Origin of the sequence: Collinsella aerofaciens, from assembly GCF_028206995.1 — a bacterium.
In the GTDB taxonomy this organism is placed as follows: domain Bacteria; phylum Actinomycetota; class Coriobacteriia; order Coriobacteriales; family Coriobacteriaceae; genus Collinsella; species Collinsella aerofaciens_AQ.
Map to the genome: position 1 here is coordinate 307,098 of NZ_JAQLFL010000001.1, position 20,281 is coordinate 327,378.

Below are 20,281 nucleotides of genomic sequence, written 5' to 3' on the forward strand. Positions count from 1 at the left end.
TACCGAGATGGCTCATCTAGTCCAGAAGTTCATCGTGGAGGACGCGGACAAGGCGTCCAGCATCCTCCCGCAGCACGTCGCGTTCGTGTCCACCGACGGCAAGCCGCTCGTGCTGCCCAAGAAGGTCGCCAATCCCGGCGCCAGCCCGACCGTCGCGAAGGTCGTTCAGGCCCTCATCGACGCCGGGATCATGGAGGCCGAGTAGCCATGGCCGCGCTCGCCAGCGTGGACGACTACAGGGGCCGCTACGGCGAGCCCGCGGACGAGGCCCGCACCGGGGTGCTGCTGCAGGACGCATCCGACCTGATGCTAGCGGCATTCGAGGACCGAATCGGTGAGTACACCGAGGGGGCGTGCCCGGCATTCGACCGTGCCGCCACCGCCGTGTGCTGCCTACTCGTCAACCGCGTGCTCACGGCACCGTCCGCGATGGCGGGCGCCACGCAGTACAGCCAGGGGGCCGGAATCTACACCGCATCGGTGACCTACGGCTCGGCGCTCGGCGAGATGTACCTCGGGAAGAACGACCTCAGGCGCCTCGGCCTCACCGGTCAGGCGCTCGGGGCGCTCACGCCTTTGGAGAGGGGAGGGGTGACCGAATGATGTACCTCATATCCGGCGAGACCGTGACCGTGCGCTATGCGGCCCAGTCGTTCGACGAGCTGGGCGAGCCTACCGGCGAGACGGTGACCGAGACGGCGGTCGACAACGTCGTGGTCTGCCCCGGCGCGACCGCCGACCTCGACTCGACGCGCCCGAACGGCGTGACGGTCGCCTACACGCTCTGCTTCCCGAAGGGCGCGGATGTGGACCTCAAGGACGCGACCGTCACGGTGCGAGGTACCGACTACAAGGTTGTCGGCGACCCCAAGCGATACACAGCGGCCAATACGCCCGGCCCCTGGGACCTCACCTGCGAGGTGACCCGAACCGATGGCTAAGGCGAAGTGCGAGGTCAAGATCAAGTGGAAGGGCTGGAACCGCGGCGGATACGCCGAGGTCATGAACGGCGGGGGCGTGCAGGCCATGCTCGACCAGAAGGCAAACGCCGTCATCGCGTCCGCCAACGCATCGCTCGAGAAGAAGTCTGGCGACACGGGATACGTGTGTGACGTTATGGGCGGCTCCCTCGCCAAGGGGCGCTCGCTCCACACAGAGGGCGTCCACGCCTTCCGCAGCGAGAAGAAGCACAACCGCTTGCAGGCAATCTTCGGAGGTGACTGATGGACATCGAGAGGGTAGTGGCCCAGCGCCTTATGCGCGCGACCGGCATCAAGTGCGTGCCGGACGTTCCGCGCGAGAGACCAGATGAGTTCGTCCAGGTCACCCTCGCCGCCACGAGCGCGACACGGTTCATCCAGTCGCCGCACGTGCTCGCCACGTCGTGGGCGAAGACCCGCAGGCGCGCACGCGAGATCGCCGAGGCCGTCGAGCGGGCGTGCTCCGCCATCGAGGACGAGCCGAACGTGTTCTCCGCCGTGCCCGACGGCACGTACCGATGGGACGACCCCGACACGGGGACTCCCAGATACCAGACGAACATCAACCTGACCATCTGCGAATAAGGAGCAATCATGGCAGAAAGCAACAAGAACAACGTCGCCAACGTCTCCAGCGCCAAGGGAGTCAAGGGCGGCTACATCTTCACCGCTCCCGTCGGAACGGCGCTGCCGACCGACTACACGACCGCGCTGCCCGAGGCGTGGAAATGCCTCGGCTACATCAGCGAGGACGGCTACGTCGAGACGCTCGACACCGACTCCGAGGACATCAAGGACATGAACGGCGACCTCATGGCGTCGCCGCAGACCTCCCGCGTCGAGAGCGCGCAGCTCACGCTCGCCGAGATCAAGGCCGCGACCCTCAAGGTCATGTACGGCTCCGGCAACGTCAAGGACGAGGCTGGCATGATCACGGTCAAGCACAACGGCGACTCCACTGAGACGTGGCCCGCCGTGCTCGAGCTCGTGCTCAAGGACGGCCGCCGCTGGCGCAAGGTCGTGCCGCTCGCCCAGTCCTCCGAGCTGGACGACCTCACCCTCGCCGTTGGCGAGCTCGCTGCGCGCGCCCTCACGGTCAAGTACCTTACCGACGATGACGGCAACACCTGCTACGACTACATCCAGTCCACCGAGACCGCTGTCGCCAAGGCCGCCGAGACCGCGGAGGGCAAGTAATGACCGAGCTCACGTTCACCATCCCCGGCATCGACGGCGAGTTCACCGCCGACCTCGACGAGCTGCTCAGCTACAAGACCAACAAGCAGTTCGCCAAGAGCGAGACCGAGCCGGGCGGGATGTTCGAGGCCTTCGAGCGCGTCTTCGCTGGCCGCGACGAGGAGTACATGGAGCGCCTCGGCGGCTCCGTCGAGTCCACGGGCACGCTCATGCAGGCCGCATTCGAGGCGGCGAAGGCAAAAAACTCCCAGGGTTCGTCCTCGAGCTCGAAGGGCACCGCGCAGAAGTCGTAGCGGACTTCCGCCAGTACTACGGCATCGACCTCCCGCTCGAGGGCGGACCGGACGACCTCCGGCGCGCCGCCCTCCTGTGGGAGCAGCTGCCGAAGGAGTCGAGGTGCGCGCGCCGCATGTACCCGGAGCTCAAATGGAGCGAGGAGACGTACATGCTCTGGCGCATCGAGCATCAGCTCAGGAGCCTCGCGTGGGGGCTGAGCGACAAGAAGCACCGGCCGCCGCAGGAGCCGCAGCCGCTCAAGACGCCCGGGCAGCTCGCGGAGCTCAAGAGGCACCAGCGCAACGCCCTCGCGAACAGGGCGGAAATCGACGAGATTCTAGGATTAGGAGGACGGGATGGCGACTAGCGTAGGCTCGGCGTGCATCACGCTCATGCCGTCCATGAAGGGCTTCGCCGGCAGCATCTGCTCGGAGTTCGGCGATACGGGCTCCAAGGCCGGAAAGTCATTCGGCGACTCGATGACCTCCGGCGTGGACGGCGGCGTCAAGCGCTCGGGCGGGCTGCTGAGCGGGCTCGGCACCGTCGCCAGGGGCGTCGGGACCGTCGCCGCGGCTGGCATGGGCGCGCTCACCACGGCGGTGACCGCAATCGGCGGCGCTGCGGTATCCGCATACGCCGACTACGAGCAGCTGGTCGGCGGCGTCGATACGCTCTTCGGCTCCGCGTCCGGCAAACTGCAGGGATACGCCGCGGAAGCGTACAAGACGTGCGGCATGAGCGCAAACCAATACATGACCCAGGCGACCAGCTTCGCCGCATCGCTCGTGAGCTCGTGCGGCGGCGACGTGGCGAAGGCCGCCGAGTCCGCCAACACGGCGATGGGCGACATGGCGGACAACGTCAACAAGATGGGCTCGGACATGGCCGACGTCCAGAACGCCTACCAAGGTTTTGCCAAGCAAAACTATACGATGCTGGACAACCTGAAGCTGGGCTACGGCGGCACGAAGTCCGAGATGGAGCGACTCATCGTGGACGCCAACAAGCTGCGCGCGGCGCAGGGCAAGACCGCCGACCTCACCATCGACAGCTACGCCGACGTGGTCGAGGCTATCCACACCGTGCAGTCCGAGATGGGCATCACCGGCACGACCTCCAAGGAGGCCGCGACGACCATCTCCGGCTCCATCGGCATGGCCAAGGCATCGTGGGAGAACTTCCTCACCGGTCTGGGCCGAGACGACGTGGACTTCTCGCAGCTCACCGAGCAGCTGCTCACGTCCGTCGGCGCGGTCGCCAAGAACATCGCGCCGCGCGTCGCGCAGATCGGGCAGGGCATCATCAAGGCGCTCCCCGCGGCGCTCTCCGGCATCGCGTCGGTGCTCACGCCCATCGTATCCGAGGCGCTCGCCACGGCGTGGAACATCGCCGTCGGGGCGCTCGCCGGCATCGGTATCAAGCTGCCGAAGCTGGACTCCTCGCAGATCTGCTCGGCGCTTCAGGCAATCCTGGGCGTGGCCACGTCCGTCGGCAACGGCATCAAGGCGGCAATCGGGTTCATCGCTCCGCTCATCGCGCCAATCGGCACGGCGCTGCTCAACATCGCGCAGGCCGTGCTGCCGGTGCTCTCCACCGGCATACAGGTGGTGCTCGGCATCGTGCAGGCGCTGTCGCCGGTCATCGGCTTCCTGGTCAACGTCATCGCGGATGTGATGACGACCGTCTCGCAGCTCGTCGCCATCGCCATGCCCGCCGTGCAGTCCGTGCTGTCCGCAGTGCTGGCGGCGATGCCGCTCATCCAGGGCGCCATCCAGGTGGCGATGGGCATCATCTCCGCCGTCTGGAACGCGGTCTGGCCGGTCATCTCGGCCGTGCTTACCGGGGTGATGGGCGCAATCTCCACTGCCGTCCAGGTCGCGATGGCCGTGGTGCAGGCAGTCATCTCCACGGTCACCGCCGCGATAAGCGGAGACTGGGATACGGTCTGGAACACCATCAAGTCGGTAGCCGAGCTCGTCTGGTCTCAGATTGAGTTCGCCGTGCGGGCGGCCATCGGGGTCGTCGAGTCCGTGATAACGTCCGCGCTCGACGGAATCAGCTCGATTTGGTCAAGCGTGTGGGACACCGTCCGCGACTTCGCCGAGGTCGTCTGGGGACGCATCAAGTTCGCCGTCAACTCGGCGATAAATCAGGTCAGCGGCGTGATCAGCTCCGTGCTCAACAGCATCAGCTCCACGTGGTCGAGCATGTGGGGGAGCATCAAGAGCGCCTGCTCGTCCATCTGGGAGGGCATCAAGAGCGCGGCTTCCAACGGAATCAACTCCGTCTACAGGACCGTCACGAGCATCAAGGGCAAGATCACCGGGTTCTTCTCGGGTGCGAGAAACTGGCTCTTCAACTCCGGCAAGTCGATACTCAACGGCCTGAAGGACGGCATTATGTCCGCAATCGGCTCGGTGACCTCGGCGGTCTCCGGCGCAGTCTCCAGAATCCGCTCCTTCTTCCCGTTCTCGCCGGCAAAGGTCGGCCCCTTCTCCGGGCACGGCTACACGACCTTCTCGGGCAAGGCCCTCATGCAGGGCTGGGCGCAGGGCATCGGCTCCGGCACCGGCACCGTGGTCTCCGCCATCAGCGGCGCCATGGACACCGCGCAGGGGATGCTCTCGACGGGCCTGACCGTCGCGCCGTCCGCGGTCTACACGCCTGCGCGTCCCGAGGAGGATTCAGACGACGCCCTCGCCGGCATCCTGTCCGTCCTCGAGCAGATCCGGGACAAGGACGGAAACATGTACATCGACTCGGAGCGCGTCTCCTCCGCCATCGCGATGCGAGGCAGGCACACGCTCGCCGCAAGGGGGTTCGCATGATATTCGGCGGAATCGACCTCACGCCGTACCTGCTGGTGACCAAGGTCACGAGACCGGTTGTCCCCAAGGTGCGGCTCGATGAGACCGAGGTCCCCGGCATGGACGGCACGCACGTCCGTGCCACGGGCCTCGAGCCCGTCGAGATAGCGGTCGACTGCAACATCGTCGGCGGCTCCCTCGACGAGGTCGCCGAGGCAAGGGCCGTGCTCGCCTCGGCGCTGTCCGGCGGCGAGAAGGCCCTCGTGCTCGACGACGCCCCCGAGCGCTACATGCTCGCGCGCTACAGGGGAGGGGCGGAGCAGGGGCGCAACGCGCACATGCCGAATCTCACGCTCGGGTTCTACTGTGCAGACCCCGCCGCCTACGGGCAGCGGCGCTCCGAGCAGGTGTCGGCATCCCAGCGCGCCGTCGCCGCCGGTGGCAACTACAGGGCCTACCCTACGGTCACGTGCAGGCCCCCGGCAGGCTCGAGCTGGACAATCACCAACGTCTCGACCGGGCGGTTCGTCCGCGTCGAGGCGTCGTTCACGGGCGCACAGACCGTCGTGCTGGACATGCGCGCCGAGCGCTGCACCGTCAACGGCGCGGACTGGCCCGTGACCGTCGCGAGCGACTTCTTCTCGCTCGACGGCGTGCAGCAGATCAAGACGAGCGGCGGCACCGCGACGCTCGAATGGGAGGAGAGGTGGCTCTAGGTGCGAATTGACGTATACACGTGGCAGGACGCCTACGTATCGACAATCGGCCCCGAGGAGCTGCTCGCCCTCACCCATACCGACGAGCTCAACGGCGAGGACAGCGTGGACATCGCCACGACCTTCGCGCTCAAGCAGGGCTACCGCCTCGTGTGGGCCGACCGCCTCGGCAAGGTCCACGAGCACGTCTGCCAAGACCCCAAGGGCCTCCACGCCGGAGGCGATACGGTCTACACGGACACGGCGATCAACTCAATCTGCGAGACGTACGGCGACTATATCGAGGACAAGCGCCCCTACGGCTACGGCTTCTTGCAGGCGCTGAATGTCTGCCTTGGGCCGACCCGCTGGACCGCCGGAACGGTCGACCAGACCGGCACCGTCGACAAGGGCCTGACCTTCTACCACACCTCGTCGCGCGAGGCTCTCCAGTCAATCTTGAAATGCGGCGGCGAGCTTGAGACTGAAATCACCGTATCCGGCGGTAGGGTGGCCTCTCGCAGGGTGGGCATCCGCTCGCACCGAGGCGCGAAGGGCGGTCACCGCCGGTTCACCTACACCAAGGACCTGGCATCCGTCTCCCGCACCGAGCATTACGGGGCGATAACGGCCTGCTACGGCTACGGCAAGGGTATCGAGACGGATACCGGCGGATACGGCCGCAAGCTGACCTTCGGCGACATTAACAACGGCAAGAACTACGTGGAGGACGCGACCGCGCTCAAGCTGTACGGGCGACCTGACGGCAGGGGCGGGCACGCCCACGTGTTCGGGCAATATGAAAATCCAAATTGCGAGGACGCGGCGACGCTGCTCGCCGAGACCCGCGCGTACTTCGGCTCCCGCAAAGAGCCGGGAGTGACTTACGAGGCCGACGCCGTCGACCTCGTGCAGTTCGGACGCGAGTGGGAGGGCGTCGCCGTGGGCGACGACGTCCAGATCGTCGATACGGCATTCAGCCCGGCGCTGCGCTGCGAGGGCCGCGTGACCAAGCTCGTCACCGATGAGCTCGGCGGCACCGTCCGCGTGACGCTCGGCAACGTGACCGAGACAATTGCGGACATGTTGCTGGCGCAGCAGCAGAAAGTGTCCAGCCTGTCCAAGCGCTCGTCCAGCTGGGACGTGGCGGCATCCACGCCGCCGTCGTACCTCCAGCAGGTCATGGACGCGATGAACGCCCAGTTCAACATGTCCGGCAGCAGCTACACCTTCACCAGCTTCGAGCAGGGGACAATCTACGCATCCGTGCCCATGGACGCAAACGGCCGCTCGACCACGGGCAAGGGCAGCGCCATGCAGCTGTGCTCGCAGGGCTTCCGCATCGCCTCCGGCTGCAAGGCCGACGGCTCGTGGGACTGGCGCACCTTCGGCACCGGCGCGGGCTTCACCGCCGACCTAATCACGGTCGGCACGCTCATGGGCGACCTGATCAAGGCCGGAACCATCCAAGACAGGAGCGGCAAGAACTACTGGAACCTCGACGAGAGCGAGGTCCATCTAGGCCCCGGCGCCAAGCTCGACGGCAAGGACATCGCCGTCGCCGATGCCGTGATAGCGTCGGTGGACGTCGAGTACGCCCAGGGAACGTCGCGCGTCACCGAGCCGCAGGGCGGATGGCAGACCACGGCGCCGCAATGGGTGTCGGGCAAGTACATCTGGACGCGCACCAAGACCACCATGCAGTCCGGAGACATCGAGTACAGCGAGCCCGTGTGCATCAGTGGCAGGGACGGCACTGATGGCGCGAAGGGCGACAAGGGCTCCACCGGCACCGGCGTGAAAGGCATCGTGGAGCAGTACTACCTGTCCATGAGCGCCACCGCGCAGTCCGGAGGCAGCTGGTCTGAGGCACAGCCCGCGTGGGCGAAGGGCAAGTACATCTGGACGAGGAGCAAGATCACGTGGACGGACGGCTCGGTCACGTACACCGCGCCGTGCCTCGCCAAGGCCATCAACGGATCAAACCAGATGGCCGGCAGTGCCATCGTCTCGCGCGTGAAGCTGTACGCGAGGAACCAGTCGGACAGCGTGCCGCCAATTAATGCGCAGAACCCAGAGCTGGGATGGTCCGAGGACCTCCCGCAATGGTCGAACGGATACTTCGTCTGGTCGATGGAGCGCGTCACCTACGGCGACGGCAGCGTCACCCACACGGCGCCGGTGCTGGAAGCCGCGTACAACAAGGCCTATCAGAGCGCGCACGACCTGACGGGCTCGCTCAACGGCCTCGACACGACGGTGCAGGACCTCGCCAAAGACGGTGTGGTGACCGAGGCGGAGAGGGCGGCGGTCAAGAAGGCCAAGCAGGACGTGGACAAAGAGCGCGAGGAGCTCACGAGCCAGTACAACGCGCTGAAGTCGAACAAGGCCCTCAGCGCCCAGTTCCTCTCGTCCGTCCTCGGCCCCCGCTACACCAAGGCCTTCGGCACGACCGATGAGGGCGGCACGTACGGCTCCTATGCCGACAAGGTCGACAAGGTGATCATATGCAAGACCGCCGAGGAGCTCAAGGCTGCCATGCACGAGTACGACGCCGCATTCGGAGCCTACTCGAGCGCGGTCAAGGACTACGCCGATGCCGCGACCGGGGCGCGCCACGCCATCGAGCAGAAGAACGCGTCGGACTACGCCGACGGCATCCTGAGCGCCTACGACGAGCAGATGGACCAGAAGGCCATCTTCGACCGCCTGACCAACAACGGTGCCGACCAGGGGCTCTACATGAGCAACAACAGGGTCTACGTCAACGCGACATACATCGCAACCGGGACTCTCGCGGACGCAAAGGGGCGCAACTCGTGGAACCTCAAGGAAGGCGTGCTGACGACCAACTACATGACGGCGAAGAACATCACGGCGACCGGAAGCTTCACCGGTGGAAACCGCAGCAGCAGGTACGCCATGGAACTCGACTCGAGCGGGAAGCTGGCTGGGTTCAAGGACGGCACGCAGTACGGATACATCGAATGCTCCTCAACCTCACATGACATCGACAATCCGTCGATTATCTACCACGGACTGCAGCTGCAGGGACAGGGCGTCGTGCGAGTCTCGACCCCGAGGCTCAGCGTGAGCGGCAGCGCCGACACGAGCGTCACGACGTGGTCAGGCCTGACGACCAAGGTCGGAGCGGCATACCACCCGCTTTACACGGAGAACGGCAAGAAATATTTCAACGACCAGTCCCAGACATCGTCGGTGCTCGAGTTCAGGAACGGCCTGCTGATCGGCGTGTCGACCATGCCGTCCGGGTGGAGCGGATAAGAGATGAAAGGACAAGAAGGAATGGAAGCAAGCAAGAAAATCGTCGTGGGCTACGCGGTCCACGACATCATCGGCAATAACGAGCAGTGCCTGACGGAGTACGACCCGGACGTGCTCCAGCGCGCCGAGGACGCCGGACTCATATTTGTCGCCCAGTACGACGACGGCTCGCGCGAGGTCGTCAAGGCCGCGGACGTCCGCAAGCCAGACCCCACGGTCAACGGCATCCCGCTGGCGACCGCCGGGTACGTCGACAAGCGCACGGCTGCCACCGTGGCGTGCTTCGACGCGCTCTCGGCCATCGTCGACCCGCAGCCGGCCACGGCCGAGGAGACGGGGGAGGGGGCCGAGGCCGTCGACCCGGTCGAGGCCTTCAAGGCCGCGCTCGCCGCGCTCAGGGCGCTGGAGGCCAAGGAATGATCAACCACGCCATATCACTCGACATGCGTAAGCGCCCGGGCACCATCCCGCAGCGCGTCACCGTGCGCCGGGGCGAGACCCAGACCCAGCGGGTGACCGCGACACTCACCACGGACGGCGCCGCCTACACGCCGACCTACCAGTCAGCGCGCCTGTGCGTGCTCCATGCCGACGGCACGTGGGCTCGCTGCGCCGCCACCGTCGGCACGGTATCGGTGAGCGCCACGCTGGCGCCGGAGGCCGTCAACGGCACCGGCAGGTGCAGGCTGGCATACTTCGAGTTCTACAGCGCCAACGGGGCCTCCGAGACGACCGAGGACTTCGCGCTCGTCATCCTGGAAAATGTGGACGGGACAACAGGGCCTGCCGTCAGCTACGACCAGGAGCTCGACGAGCTCTATAGGAAGTGGAGCACTGAGCTATCTCGGCTCGGTCAATCCGCGTTCGATGCGGCATCCGCCGCTAGCGGTGCGGCGTCGAGGGCCGATGCGGCGGCAAGCGCGGCATTGCAGATCGCGAACGCGGCGGCGCAGGGCGCCGCCGGCGAGTCCGACATCGCCGAGCTGCGCCGCCAGAACGGCCAGCTCGCGACGATGCTCGCCGACGCGACAGACAAGTTCATCTACATGGACGGCACGGTCTACTGCCCTGCCGGCAAGGCGTCGGTATCCGGGGACACGGTGACGTTCGGCAGCACGTGCTCGGTATCGGGCAGCACGGTAACCCTTTCCTAAGGAGGATAAATGGCAAATGCAAAGACGCTGGTCGTAGGCGGCCAGCCGCTCAACGTCATCGACGATACCGCGCGCAGCAACGCGCAGACGGCGCTCAACAACGCCGAGTACAACCGCCAGGGCCAAATCGGCAAGTACGGCGGGCAGAACATCGCCACCATCCTGGCTGGAGAGATCGGCAACGGCAGCGTGTACGACGCGCTGCACAAGCGAGCCGCCAACGGCAACTTCGCGGGCCTGCGCGTGGGAGACTACATCGACGTGCCGCTGGTAAGCGCGTCGGGCGTGGCGGCCCAGCAGTCCGTGCGCTTCCTCCTGGCGCACTTCGACCCGTACTACTGCTGCGGCGACAGCTCCAAAGGCCACCACATCGCGTTCGTGGCCTCCGCGCCCATCGCCGTGGCCAAGACCGTGACCGGCGTTGTCAACGACAGCTTCCTGATGTGGAACACGACCAACACGAACCAGGGCACCGCCGACCGGAAATGCCCCTACCCCAACAGCAACCTCAAGGCGTGGGAGACGGCCTTCGAGGCCTGCCTGCCCGAGGGGCTGACCAAGTACCTGCTGACCCAGCGCGTCCTGCTGGAGGAGCGTTACAGCGCAAGCGGCGCGCTCAACGACTCCAACTCGTGGAGCTGGCAGGATATCGGCAAGGTGTTCTCGCTGTCCGAGATGGAGGTGTACGGCTGCCCAGTGTGGGGCACCAAGGGCTACAGCGTCGGCTTCGACTGCCAGTGGGACCTGTTCCGCGACACCGCTCACCGAGTCAACGGAAATCGGTACCGTTGGTGGCTGCGTTCCGTTGCGTCGGGCTCCGCGTCCTACGTGTGCTATGTCGCCAGCGGCGGCACTGCCAACTACACCTCGGCGGCGAACGTCTGGGTTCGCCCCCGCCCCGGCTTCCTCGTCGGCTAGCCAGCCGAGTGCTCTATACTCTGCTTCTAGGCGACCGCCTTGCGCGGTCGCCTCCTGCCCGCGAAGCGGGCCGTTTTTTCCGCCAGTTTCCCCAGGAGGTGCACGTGAGCGGCGTCTACCAGCGCAACCGCGAGGTGTCCGAGTACAAGTTCTTCACACAGGCCATCGCCATCCGCGTTGAGGTTAATAAGCTGATGGCGTCCTCCTCAGTAGTGCCCAAGGCCTACAGGCTGCTGAACGCGGTGCCGACCGTGGAGACGGCGCGCGGCATCGTGTACAACGTCAACCGCGCCGACTGTTTCTACCCCAACAGCTCGTTCAACGCGCTGGAGTGGAAACGCTACCTGACGCTGGCCATAGCGGACTGCGAGCAGCTTATGCTGGACATGCAGTGCCTCATGGATATCGGCCTGCCCGTGAACGCCAACCGCTTCGAGGGGCTGGCGGCCATGGTCGAGGAGGAGATCAGGCTGCTGAAGGGCGCGCGCAAGAACGTGCGCGTCACCGGCAAGAAGTCCACCGAGGAGCGCATAGCCGAGGCCGAGGCCGAGCTAGAGCGCCTGCGTTCGCTATAATGGACGGCGGTCGCGCCTTGTTTATCGGTACAATTGGTGGCTGCGTTCCGTTGCGTCGGGCTCCGCGTCCAACGTGTGCTATGTCAACAACAACGGCAATGCCAACTACAACTCGGCGACGAACGTCTGGGTTCGCCCCCGCCCCGGATTCCCTTATTGCCAGACCGAGTAGGCCCCAGGGCCGAAAGCAGAGCGCGAAGAGGAAGGAAGGCGCGACCGTCGGGCATGCGCCCGTAAATACGCACCCCGCGAGGGTGGCCGGACGCTGCTTGCATGGCGCGGCGCTCCGTGGCTTCGCCGCGTTTCATGGCCATACCTCAAGCGGCTGCCAGAGCCACATTGCAAGCCGCGCGGGGTGCCTCCTGTGAACTCCGAGCAAAGGCGGGCGGCGCGCCGCAAGCGCCGCGAGGAGAAGCGCGCGCAGGCCAAGGCCGAGCGCGTCAAGGCGTGCACGCTTGATACCGTGGCCGACCTCAACAGCCTGTGCAAGGCATCGAAGCAGGCCGCGCGCGGCGTGATGTGGAAGGCATCCACGCAGCGATACATGAGAAGCTACCTGCGCAACGCCGTCCTGTCCCGCCGCGACCTTTTGGAGGGGCGCGACATATGCCGGGGCTTCATACGGTTCGACCTGTGGGAGCGCGGAAAGCTGCGCCATATCAGTGCCGTGCACTTCCCCGAGCGCGTGGTACAGAAGTCCCTGGCACAAAACGCGCTCGTGCCCGCGATCGTGCCCACCCTCATAGCCGCCAACTCCGCGAACATAAAGGGGCGCGGCACCGACTACGCCCTGAAGCTGCTCAAGCGCCACCTGGCCGACCACTGGAGGCGGCGCGGCCGCGAGGGCTACATCCTCCTGGGCGACTTCTCCGACTACTTCGCGCGCATAGCGCACCAACCCGTCAAAGACCAGGTGGCCTCCGCGCTGCTAGATCCGCGCGTGGTCGCCTTGGAGCACCGCCTGATAGACGCGCAGGGCGATGTGGGCCTGGGGCTGGGCAGCGAGCCGAACCAGATATGCGCCGTGGCCCACCCCAACCGCATCGACCACTTTGTGACCGAGATGCTGCGCCCCGAGGCCTACGGTCGATATATGGACGACTTCTACCTGATACACGAGTCCAAGGACTACTTGCAGGTGTGCCTGCTGCTGATAGAGGGCAAATGCGCCGAGCTGGGCATCGAGCTGAACCAGCGCAAGACGCGCGTGGTGAAGCTCACGCGCGGGTTCACGTGGCTGAAGAAGCGCATCTTCTACACGGAGACGGGCCGCATAGTCGTGAAGCCGTGCCGAGACTCCATAACGCGGGAGCGCCGCAAGCTCAAGAAGATGGCCCGCATGGTCGCCGATGGCATCATGACCCCCGAGCAGGTGGAGCAGAGCTACCAGAGCTGGCGCGGAGGCATGAAGCGGCTAGACGCGCACCGCAGCGTGCGGGCCATGGACGCGCTGTACCGCAGCCTGTTCGGAAATCTCGCGCAGGGGGGGGGTGCTCAATGCAGGCCAAACAGAGGGACGATTCAAGCGGAAGCAAGCCCTCGCAATAGCGGAGAACCCGCAACTCAAAGCAGCGGCCTAAGCGAAGCGGCTGCGAAATAACAGAAGCATCGAAGGCGTGCTGCGGCGCGCCTTCTTCCTTTGCGCCCATCAAAGCGGCTCGGCAATCTCACGGCGCTAATACGATGGCGGCACATTCCCCGACAAGAAAGGAGTCCGCATGGACACTGAGGAAGACACGCCGCGCCCCAACGAGCTTCAAGATGGCACCATGGCCGAGGTCAACGCCCTGCGCGATCTGCTGTCGCAGATCGGCGACCCCGACGCGGCGTACGACGCGGGCGTTATCGACGATGACGAGTACGCTGAGCGGAAGGCGCGAAAGCTCGCCTACACCGCGGCGCTCGCCGCCTACGACAGAGGCGAGACGCCCGACGTACCGGCGCTGCTCGGCCAGATGCGCGAGCAGGCGTCGAATCCGACGCAGACCGAGCAGAACACGGCGAACATCGACTACCTGCTCATGACGGTCGGAGGTGACCAGTAATGCCGACGAAGAAGACCGACGGGCATTCCAAGCACTTCGCGCTCGTCAAGAAGTACTACGACCGATCTCTTTGGACAAAGGCGCGAGTACATAAGGCCGTCGAGTGCAAGTGGATCACCGCCGACGAGTACAAGGAGATCACCGGCGAGGAGTACGCGGCCGAATAGGCGGAAGGAGGGCGCTCGGGATGGAAGTGCTCAAACTTTTTGCGCCTTACGGACCGGGATGGCTCGGTGGCGTCCTTCTCGGCCTCATCGCGTTCTACTTCGGCCGCCAATTCCTCGAGGAGTACAAGCGGCAGAACGAGCGCAAGGCCGGCATCGACATGAAGCGCGAGGAGCGGAAGCAGGCCGAGGTAGACGAGCGCGCGCAGCGGGACCGCGAGCGCTCGCAGATGGAGGGCCGCATCGCCGCGCAGATGGAGCGAAGCAACAGCCTCATGGAGGCCATGAAGACCCTCATGGAGTCGGTCGTGGCATCCAACGAGGTCCTACACAACGACCTTGCGCACAGCCAGGCGCGCAGCCAGGGAATGGCGGAGAAGGTCGACCACATCTGCGACCGCGTCGACCTGATCTACAGCAAGGAATCCGACAGATAGGAGCAAATCGAATGAATGAGATCCAGGCGGGCCTCACGGTATGCACGGTGCTGGTCGTGCCGTACATCGTGCAGGCCATCAAGACGAAGGCGATGACGGGCAATGTCGCCCGCTGGACGGCCATCGCCGTCTCGGCAGGATGCGGCGCCCTCACGGCCATGTCGGGCGGCGTCCCGACCGAACCCTCGGCATGGGTTACGTCCATCTTCGCCGCCGTCGGCGGCGTGCAGGTGGCCTATGCGGCCTTCAAATCTGTCGGCATCACGGACAAATGGCTGGACGCCCTGCTGGCGCTCGGCGACATCAAGGAGGACTAACATGGCAGACTTCGCGAACGTCCAACCGGACGAGTACAAGCTTCTGGGGCGCAACTTCTCCGCAGGCCGCCCGTTCGGCATCAAGGGCGTGACCATCCACCACATGGCCGGCGACCTCAACGCCGGCCAGTGCAACGGCATCTGGGGTGCCAACGGCTGCTCGGCGCACTACTCGGTCGACCGCAACGGCTACATCGTGCAGCACGTCAACGACACCGACCGCGCCTACGCCTGCGGCGATGGAATCGGCAGCGGGCGCGGCAACGACACGACCATCTCCATCGAGCACGCGAACAGCGGCAGCAACCCGTGGACGGTCCACGAGAAGGCAATCGAGAGCGGCGCGCACCTTGTCGCGGCCCTGTGCCTGTACTACGGCCTCGGTCGCCCCGAGTGGTGCAAGAACGTGTTCCCGCACCGCTATTGGAGCGCCACGGCTTGCCCCGGCGAGCTTGCGGGCTCCCAGCGCGACCATTACATGCAGCGCGCCCAGGCGTGGTACGACGCGATGAAGGGCGGCAAGGCACCCGCCCCCTCCACCGCCGCCAAGCCTGCCGCGGCAAAGCCCGCCCAGGCGGCATCCGGCGGCTTCTCAAAGGCATCTGGCAAGCGCATCCCCGTCCACTACTCCCTCCACCTCAAGGGCGGCGGCTGGCTGGACGAGGTGACCGACTTCGGCGCCGGGGACAACGGCTTCGCGGGCTACCCGTGCCGACAGCACGACCTCCTTTGCGCACGCGTCGACCGCGGCACGCTCAAGTATCAGGTTCACACCATTGAGGACGGCTGGCTCGGCTATGTGACCAAGGGCGACCGCAACGACACCGTGAACGGCTGCGCCGGAATCGCCGGCCACACCATCGACGGTGTGCGCATGTACTACGTGACCCCGGGCGGCGAGGAGTACAAGCAGGCGTGGTACCGCTCGCAGACCACCGTGCGCCCCGGATGGCTCGATACCGTGTGCGACGACGGCTCCACTTACGGCGGCGATGACTACGCCGGTTTCTACGGCGAGCCGCTCGACCGACTCCAGGTCTGCGTCACCGACGGCAACCCGTACTAGCATGATCGCGTTGGCATTCGTGCTCGGCGCGCTCTTCGGCGGCACCGTGGCGACAATCGGCCTGTGCCTTGTGAGCATCAACAGGCGCTAGCCGCAGCCCGCTCGGGTTATCCCGGGCGGGTTTTTTCTCGAGAAAAGGTGTCGCTACGCCGCCCGTGGTATCCTGAGCAGCACGACGGTCCCAACGGCGCAGATCTCGGTTCTAGAATCTAGGCAGACGGGGCACCATCGAACGTAAGACCGTCCGAACCTCGCATGGTCCGGGCGGTTTTTCTTATACCGACGCGACGTGATGGGACGTGGTATGGCAGCAACGGATATCGAGCGCGGACTCTCAACCGCCGAGGTCGAGGAGCGTATCGCCGCCGGTAAAATCAACCGCAACATGGAACACAAGACCAAGTCGGTCAAAGAGCTCATCATCGAGAACCTCTGCACGCTGTTCAATTTGATCAACGTGATCTTGGCTTTCCTGGTCATTTTGACCGGTTCGTTTAAGAATCTGACGTTCCTGTTCGTGGTGTTCTTGAACACCGCTATTGGCGTCATTCAGTCCATGCGTTCCAAGAAGATGCTCGATAAGCTCACGCTGCTGACCTCCAAGAAGGCCATCGCGGTGCGCGACGGCGCCGAGGTGGAGCTCGGCCTGGACCAGATCGTGCTCGACGACATCATCCGCTTGGGGCGCGGCGACCAGATTCCCACCGACGCCGTGGTGGTGTCGGGCGAGGCGCTCGTGAACGAGAGCCTGCTGACGGGCGAGAGCGACCTTATTAAGAAACAGCCAGGCTCTGAGCTCATGAGCGGCAGCTTTATCGACTCGGGCCTGCTGCGCGCCCGCGTGATCCATGTCGGCGCCGACAACTACGTGGCCAAAATTAATAACGAGGCCAAGTACGTCAAAAAGGTTAATTCCGAGATCATGAACGCGCTGAACGCCATCGTGCGCTTTGCGAGCATCATCATGATCCCGCTCGGTTTGGCGTTGTTTGCCTCGAGTGTGAGCGAGCTGTGGGATGCTGCGGGAACCCCGGGCGATAGCGCGCTTTCGTGGTGCTTCTCCGAGCTGTTGGCCGGTCATGTGCCTTCGTCGGCGCTGCTGTCCACGGTGGGCGCCCTGCTGGGTATGATCCCGCAAGGCCTGGTGCTGCTGACTTCGTCGGTGCTCGCCATCGCCACGGTGCGCCTGGCCCGCCGCAAGGTGCTGGCACAGCAGCTCTACTGCATCGAGACACTCGCTCGCGTCGACGTGCTGTGCCTGGACAAGACGGGCACCATCACGTCGGGCCGTATGGAGGTCGAGGGCACGTATCCGCTGCCTGTTGAGGGTGTTGGCTTTGGCGTGGACTCGGACGAGGCGGCTGTTCCCGTCGATACCACAGTGCTCGATTTTGCGCTGGCTAACGTGGCACGTGCGACTTCGGCCGATGCCAACGAGACCTGCCAGGCGCTGCTCAACTATTACGCCGATCGCCCGGTCGAGGTGTCCGAGCCGCTGTCGGTCATTCCATTCTCGTCGTCTAAAAAATGGAGCGGCGCTTCTTTTGCGCAGGGCTCCTACGTAATGGGCGCCGCGCAATTTGTGCTCTCTGATCGTGCGTTTGCCCAGGTCGAGAACCGTGTCGCCGAGCTTGCCGATACCTGCCGCGTGCTCGTGGTGGCGCGCGTGGACGGCTTTACGCCCGATGGGGATATGGTGGGCGAGGCCGAGCCCGTGGGATTTGTGACCATCCGCGACGAGATTCGTACCTCGGCGGCCGAGACCATCGGCTACTTTAACGAGCAGGGCGTGACCCTCAACGTGATCAGCGGCGACGACCCGCGTACGGTGTCGTCGATCGCGCGCGTGGTGGGCGTGCCGGGGGCGGACGCTTATGTGGACGCCACGACGCTCGATACGCCGGCCAAGCTCGATGCCGCAGTGGACCGCTACCATGTCTTTGGTCGTGTGACCCCGCAGCAGAAGCGCGAGCTCGTGCAGGCGCTCAAGCGCCGCGAGCACACCGTGGCCATGACGGGCGACGGCGTCAACGACGTGCTGGCGCTCAAGGAGGCCGACTGCTCCGTCGCCATGGCGGCCGGCTCCGATGCCGCGCGTAATGTGGCCGAAATCGTACTCGTCGACAACGATTTTGCCTCGATGCCCGCCGTGGTGGCCGAGGGCCGTCGCTCCATCAACAACCTGCAGCGTTCGGCCTCACTGTTCCTGACCAAGACGCTGTTCTCGATGGGCCTGGCGGCGCTGTGTATCGCGCTGCCGCCGTACCCCTTCGAGCCCATCCAGATGACGCTCATTAACTTCTTCTGCATCGGCGCGCCGGGCTTTGTGTTGGGCCTGGAGCCCAACAATGCTCGTGTGAAGGGTGCGTTTTTGAGCAACGTACTCAAGCGTGCACTGCCGGCGTCGATTGCGGTCATTTTGGCTGCGGCGCTCGACATCTTTGTGGCGCGCGTGTTTGGCTTTAGCCAGCTCACGCTGTCTACGATGTGCCTGCTTACGTCGTGCGCGGCGAGCGTCAGCCTAATCTGGCGCATCTCGCAGCCTCTTACGCCCTTACGTGTGGTGCTCTTTGTGTTTGTAGTCGCCGGCATCCTGGTGGGCGTTATCGGATTCCCGGAGCTGCTGTCTATTGCCAACCTGTCGATGGGCCAGATGGTTATCTTGGCTGTTATCGTGGTCTTTACCTGCTCGGTGTTCTTTAAGCTCGCCACGATGATGGATTCGCTCAAGCCGCGTCGTCGTCATGCCGCAACTGGTTTTGGCCGCGGTGTGCGCGTCCGCCTGGGTCGCGGTGGCGGCAAGGTGAGCTCGACGGGCTCGACGGCCGAACGTTTTGCCAAGCGCGTCGCCGCCGACATGGCGCAGCGCCGCGAAGATCGCACCGCTCGCGAGGCCGAGGCCCGCGCACTCGAGGGCGTGGCCCAGGCCCAGCCCAAGAAAAAGAAGAGTACCGGAGCTAAGCGCTCTCGTGTGACCAAGTCCGCCCAAGGCATCAAAGTCTCGATGCCAAGCAAAAAGAAGAAGTAGCTACGCGCCCTGGCGATGTTGAATTGGTGCCTTGTTCCTGTGGGGCCGTGGCGATGTTATGCTCTAACCTCGATTGTTTGAATTGCTTCGAAAAGAGGATGCCGTGATCTGCCCGCATTGCCTTAAGACTATCGAGGACGGCGCCTCGTTCTGCCCCTACTGCAACGCCTATGTGGGTCCGGGCGATGGTCCCGAGCACACCGAGTTCGTGTTCTGTGAGGGCTGCGGTGCCCGTCTTTCTCCGCATGATCGTACGTGCCCCAAATGCGGACGCCCCGCTCCGGGTATCCTCTCCGAGGACGCGGCCGCATCCGACCTGGCAGCGGGCCGCACGGCAGGCTTTCCGCGCCTAACGCAAGAGCAGATCGATACCGAGGTGCCTCATGCGCCGGCCTCTGCCGCTGCGGTGCTTTCGGACGCCGCCGATCCTAACGAGACCTGCGTGCTGCCGGCTTTCGATAAGGATTTCGGTATCCCCAAGGTCGATATTCCCACGCCGGTTTCCTTGCATGACGATGCTCAAAAACCCAAGCGCAAGGTGCATCCCGACGAGGACGCCTATCACAAGCACAAGCGTCATATTCCCAAGCCGCTCATCGTCATCGCGGTCCTTGCCGTCGTTTGCGGCGGTGCCTATTGGTTCGTGACGGCCGATCCCATGGGTGTCATGCCTGGCTTCTATGACCAGTTTGGTCAGGCCGCGCAGACGACCTTCCCTACGCGCCAAAAGGGCGAGGCGACTGAGGACGATACCAAGCAAGACGATTCTGCCGAGGTGGTCCAGGAAGAAACCGTGCTCACCGATAACCAGCTCTATACCAGGCTCGACGGTCTGTATCAGACCATCGTGTCCTACGGTGACGAGGACCAGATCGGCGAGGTCATCGATTCCTTTAACAACGGCTATCTCCGATCGCCGCTGTCCACCCGTCAGGAGCTGTCGCAGAGTGCTTACGCCCTGCGCGACCAGATCAAAAAGACGCAAGATGAGCTTAACAACCTTAAGTATCAGGACGATACGGTCTATGCGGACGACATCGCCCACTTAAAGCAGCTTGCCGAGTGGATGTACGAGCGTGTCGACGTGATCTGCCAGAGCTGGGATATCTCGCTGGCCATTCCCGATGGCGAGTCGATGAGTTCCCACCAAAGCGAGATCCTGGCGCCCATCGCACAGGGCGGCAACAGCGCGCTGAACCAGTACGACGCCAATGTGGGCTCCTGGAAGCCGCAGCAGCGTTCCCAAAATTAGTTCGCCATAGTCGGCATAACCTACGTGCGCAATTGATGTAAGCGCATGCTTATTGCTACAATTCGTACAAATATGCTTTAAACGC

The 20,281-nt window shown here is 64.6% G+C and carries 23 protein-coding genes and 1 pseudogene; all 24 read left to right on the forward strand.

Annotated elements, in window-relative coordinates; all coding sequences use genetic code 11:
* The first annotated feature begins 7 nt into the window (after positions 1-7).
* The 24 genes and pseudogenes from PMX60_RS01420 to PMX60_RS01530 all read left to right on the forward strand — a co-directional run bounded on the left by PMX60_RS01420 (position 8) and on the right by PMX60_RS01530 (position 20,196).
* A complete protein-coding gene (locus PMX60_RS01420; protein WP_271746629.1) occupies positions 8-205 on the forward strand; it encodes a hypothetical protein in 198 nt (65 codons plus the stop codon).
* A 2-nt stretch (positions 206-207) separates the two neighbouring features.
* Complete coding sequence (locus tag PMX60_RS01425; protein WP_271746630.1) at positions 208-603, forward strand: Gp19/Gp15/Gp42 family protein; 396 nt, start codon at positions 208-210, stop codon at positions 601-603.
* The gene (locus PMX60_RS01430) at positions 600-941 is read left to right on the forward strand and encodes a hypothetical protein (RefSeq protein ID WP_271746631.1); all 342 of its coding nucleotides are present in this window, start codon (positions 600-602) and stop codon (positions 939-941) included. Before PMX60_RS01425 ends, PMX60_RS01430 begins: the two co-directional genes overlap by 4 nt.
* Entirely contained in the window at positions 934-1,224 is a 291-nt protein-coding gene (locus tag PMX60_RS01435) for a hypothetical protein (RefSeq protein ID WP_271746633.1), read from the forward strand. Before PMX60_RS01430 ends, PMX60_RS01435 begins: the two co-directional genes overlap by 8 nt.
* Positions 1,224-1,565, forward strand: coding sequence for a hypothetical protein (locus PMX60_RS01440; RefSeq protein ID WP_271746634.1), 342 nt, complete (start codon positions 1,224-1,226; stop codon positions 1,563-1,565). The genes PMX60_RS01435 and PMX60_RS01440 overlap by 1 nt, the downstream gene beginning before the upstream one ends.
* Before the next feature lie 9 nt (positions 1,566-1,574).
* Positions 1,575-2,177: a phage tail tube protein gene (locus tag PMX60_RS01445; RefSeq protein ID WP_271746635.1), complete on the forward strand. Its 603-nt coding sequence runs from the start codon at positions 1,575-1,577 to the stop codon at positions 2,175-2,177.
* The gene (locus PMX60_RS01450; protein ID WP_195234087.1) at positions 2,177-2,470 is read left to right on the forward strand and encodes a hypothetical protein; all 294 of its coding nucleotides are present in this window, start codon (positions 2,177-2,179) and stop codon (positions 2,468-2,470) included. The genes PMX60_RS01445 and PMX60_RS01450 overlap by 1 nt, the downstream gene beginning before the upstream one ends.
* A 152-nt stretch (positions 2,471-2,622) precedes the next feature.
* Positions 2,623-2,820, forward strand: coding sequence for a hypothetical protein (locus PMX60_RS01455; protein WP_147356477.1), 198 nt, complete (start codon positions 2,623-2,625; stop codon positions 2,818-2,820).
* Positions 2,810-5,281, forward strand: coding sequence for a phage tail protein (locus PMX60_RS01460; RefSeq protein ID WP_271746636.1), 2,472 nt, complete (start codon positions 2,810-2,812; stop codon positions 5,279-5,281). The genes PMX60_RS01455 and PMX60_RS01460 overlap by 11 nt, the downstream gene beginning before the upstream one ends.
* Positions 5,278-5,976, forward strand: a complete 699-nt coding sequence (locus PMX60_RS01465; protein ID WP_271746637.1) for a distal tail protein Dit — start codon at positions 5,278-5,280, stop codon at positions 5,974-5,976. The genes PMX60_RS01460 and PMX60_RS01465 overlap by 4 nt, the downstream gene beginning before the upstream one ends.
* Positions 5,977-9,240, forward strand: a complete 3,264-nt coding sequence (locus tag PMX60_RS01470; RefSeq protein WP_271746638.1) for a phage tail protein — start codon at positions 5,977-5,979, stop codon at positions 9,238-9,240.
* A gap of 21 nt (positions 9,241-9,261) precedes the next feature.
* Positions 9,262-9,660 (forward strand): hypothetical protein, encoded by a 399-nt coding sequence (locus tag PMX60_RS01475; protein WP_271746639.1) that lies wholly within the window; start codon positions 9,262-9,264, stop codon positions 9,658-9,660.
* Positions 9,657-10,394, forward strand: coding sequence for a BppU family phage baseplate upper protein (locus PMX60_RS01480; protein ID WP_271746640.1), 738 nt, complete (start codon positions 9,657-9,659; stop codon positions 10,392-10,394). Before PMX60_RS01475 ends, PMX60_RS01480 begins: the two co-directional genes overlap by 4 nt.
* Positions 10,395-10,403: 9 nt before the next feature.
* Entirely contained in the window at positions 10,404-11,312 is a 909-nt protein-coding gene (locus PMX60_RS01485) for a DUF6273 domain-containing protein (RefSeq protein ID WP_271746641.1), read from the forward strand.
* Positions 11,313-11,416: 104 nt separating this feature from the next.
* On the forward strand, positions 11,417-11,887 hold the full coding sequence (locus PMX60_RS01490) for a hypothetical protein (protein WP_271746642.1): 471 nt from the start codon (positions 11,417-11,419) through the stop codon (positions 11,885-11,887).
* A gap of 31 nt (positions 11,888-11,918) precedes the next feature.
* Positions 11,919-12,059 (forward strand): annotated as a pseudogene (locus tag PMX60_RS10205) (DUF6273 domain-containing protein); the annotation flags it as partial.
* 192 nt (positions 12,060-12,251) lie between these two features.
* A complete protein-coding gene (locus PMX60_RS01495; RefSeq protein ID WP_271746643.1) occupies positions 12,252-13,487 on the forward strand; it encodes an RNA-directed DNA polymerase in 1,236 nt (411 codons plus the stop codon).
* Between the two features lie 118 nt (positions 13,488-13,605).
* Complete coding sequence (locus PMX60_RS01500; RefSeq protein WP_271746644.1) at positions 13,606-13,932, forward strand: hypothetical protein; 327 nt, start codon at positions 13,606-13,608, stop codon at positions 13,930-13,932.
* Positions 13,932-14,099: an XkdX family protein gene (locus PMX60_RS01505; protein ID WP_271746645.1), complete on the forward strand. Its 168-nt coding sequence runs from the start codon at positions 13,932-13,934 to the stop codon at positions 14,097-14,099. Before PMX60_RS01500 ends, PMX60_RS01505 begins: the two co-directional genes overlap by 1 nt.
* A gap of 20 nt (positions 14,100-14,119) precedes the next feature.
* Positions 14,120-14,533, forward strand: a complete 414-nt coding sequence (locus PMX60_RS01510) for a hypothetical protein (RefSeq protein ID WP_271746646.1) — start codon at positions 14,120-14,122, stop codon at positions 14,531-14,533.
* 11 nt (positions 14,534-14,544) lie between these two features.
* On the forward strand, positions 14,545-14,850 hold the full coding sequence (locus PMX60_RS01515) for a hypothetical protein (protein WP_161160241.1): 306 nt from the start codon (positions 14,545-14,547) through the stop codon (positions 14,848-14,850).
* Between the two features lies 1 nt (position 14,851).
* A complete protein-coding gene (locus PMX60_RS01520; RefSeq protein WP_271746647.1) occupies positions 14,852-15,916 on the forward strand; it encodes a peptidoglycan recognition protein family protein in 1,065 nt (354 codons plus the stop codon).
* A 304-nt stretch (positions 15,917-16,220) separates the two neighbouring features.
* Positions 16,221-18,944: an HAD-IC family P-type ATPase gene (locus tag PMX60_RS01525; RefSeq protein WP_271746648.1), complete on the forward strand. Its 2,724-nt coding sequence runs from the start codon at positions 16,221-16,223 to the stop codon at positions 18,942-18,944.
* Positions 18,945-19,047: 103 nt separating this feature from the next.
* Positions 19,048-20,196, forward strand: a complete 1,149-nt coding sequence (locus tag PMX60_RS01530; protein WP_271746649.1) for a zinc ribbon domain-containing protein — start codon at positions 19,048-19,050, stop codon at positions 20,194-20,196.
* Positions 20,197-20,281 lie beyond the last annotated feature (85 nt).

Bases quoted from the DNA above. Each gene is read 5' to 3' on its own strand.
- PMX60_RS01420 (WP_271746629.1), top strand. From the start codon at position 8: ATGGCTCATCTAGTCCAGAAGTTCATCGTGGAGGACGCGGACAAGGCG.
- PMX60_RS01425 (WP_271746630.1), top strand. From the start codon at position 208: ATGGCCGCGCTCGCCAGCGTGGACGACTACAGGGGCCGCTACGGCGAG.
- PMX60_RS01430 (WP_271746631.1), top strand. From the start codon at position 600: ATGATGTACCTCATATCCGGCGAGACCGTGACCGTGCGCTATGCGGCC.
- PMX60_RS01435 (WP_271746633.1), top strand. From the start codon at position 934: ATGGCTAAGGCGAAGTGCGAGGTCAAGATCAAGTGGAAGGGCTGGAAC.
- PMX60_RS01440 (WP_271746634.1), top strand. From the start codon at position 1,224: ATGGACATCGAGAGGGTAGTGGCCCAGCGCCTTATGCGCGCGACCGGC.
- PMX60_RS01445 (WP_271746635.1), top strand. From the start codon at position 1,575: ATGGCAGAAAGCAACAAGAACAACGTCGCCAACGTCTCCAGCGCCAAG.
- PMX60_RS01450 (WP_195234087.1), top strand. From the start codon at position 2,177: ATGACCGAGCTCACGTTCACCATCCCCGGCATCGACGGCGAGTTCACC.
- PMX60_RS01455 (WP_147356477.1), top strand. From the start codon at position 2,623: ATGCTCTGGCGCATCGAGCATCAGCTCAGGAGCCTCGCGTGGGGGCTG.
- PMX60_RS01460 (WP_271746636.1), top strand. From the start codon at position 2,810: ATGGCGACTAGCGTAGGCTCGGCGTGCATCACGCTCATGCCGTCCATG.
- PMX60_RS01465 (WP_271746637.1), top strand. From the start codon at position 5,278: ATGATATTCGGCGGAATCGACCTCACGCCGTACCTGCTGGTGACCAAG.
- PMX60_RS01475 (WP_271746639.1), top strand. From the start codon at position 9,262: ATGGAAGCAAGCAAGAAAATCGTCGTGGGCTACGCGGTCCACGACATC.
- PMX60_RS01480 (WP_271746640.1), top strand. From the start codon at position 9,657: ATGATCAACCACGCCATATCACTCGACATGCGTAAGCGCCCGGGCACC.
- PMX60_RS01485 (WP_271746641.1), top strand. From the start codon at position 10,404: ATGGCAAATGCAAAGACGCTGGTCGTAGGCGGCCAGCCGCTCAACGTC.
- PMX60_RS01500 (WP_271746644.1), top strand. From the start codon at position 13,606: ATGGACACTGAGGAAGACACGCCGCGCCCCAACGAGCTTCAAGATGGC.
- PMX60_RS01505 (WP_271746645.1), top strand. From the start codon at position 13,932: ATGCCGACGAAGAAGACCGACGGGCATTCCAAGCACTTCGCGCTCGTC.
- PMX60_RS01510 (WP_271746646.1), top strand. From the start codon at position 14,120: ATGGAAGTGCTCAAACTTTTTGCGCCTTACGGACCGGGATGGCTCGGT.
- PMX60_RS01515 (WP_161160241.1), top strand. From the start codon at position 14,545: ATGAATGAGATCCAGGCGGGCCTCACGGTATGCACGGTGCTGGTCGTG.
- PMX60_RS01520 (WP_271746647.1), top strand. From the start codon at position 14,852: ATGGCAGACTTCGCGAACGTCCAACCGGACGAGTACAAGCTTCTGGGG.
- PMX60_RS01525 (WP_271746648.1), top strand. From the start codon at position 16,221: ATGGCAGCAACGGATATCGAGCGCGGACTCTCAACCGCCGAGGTCGAG.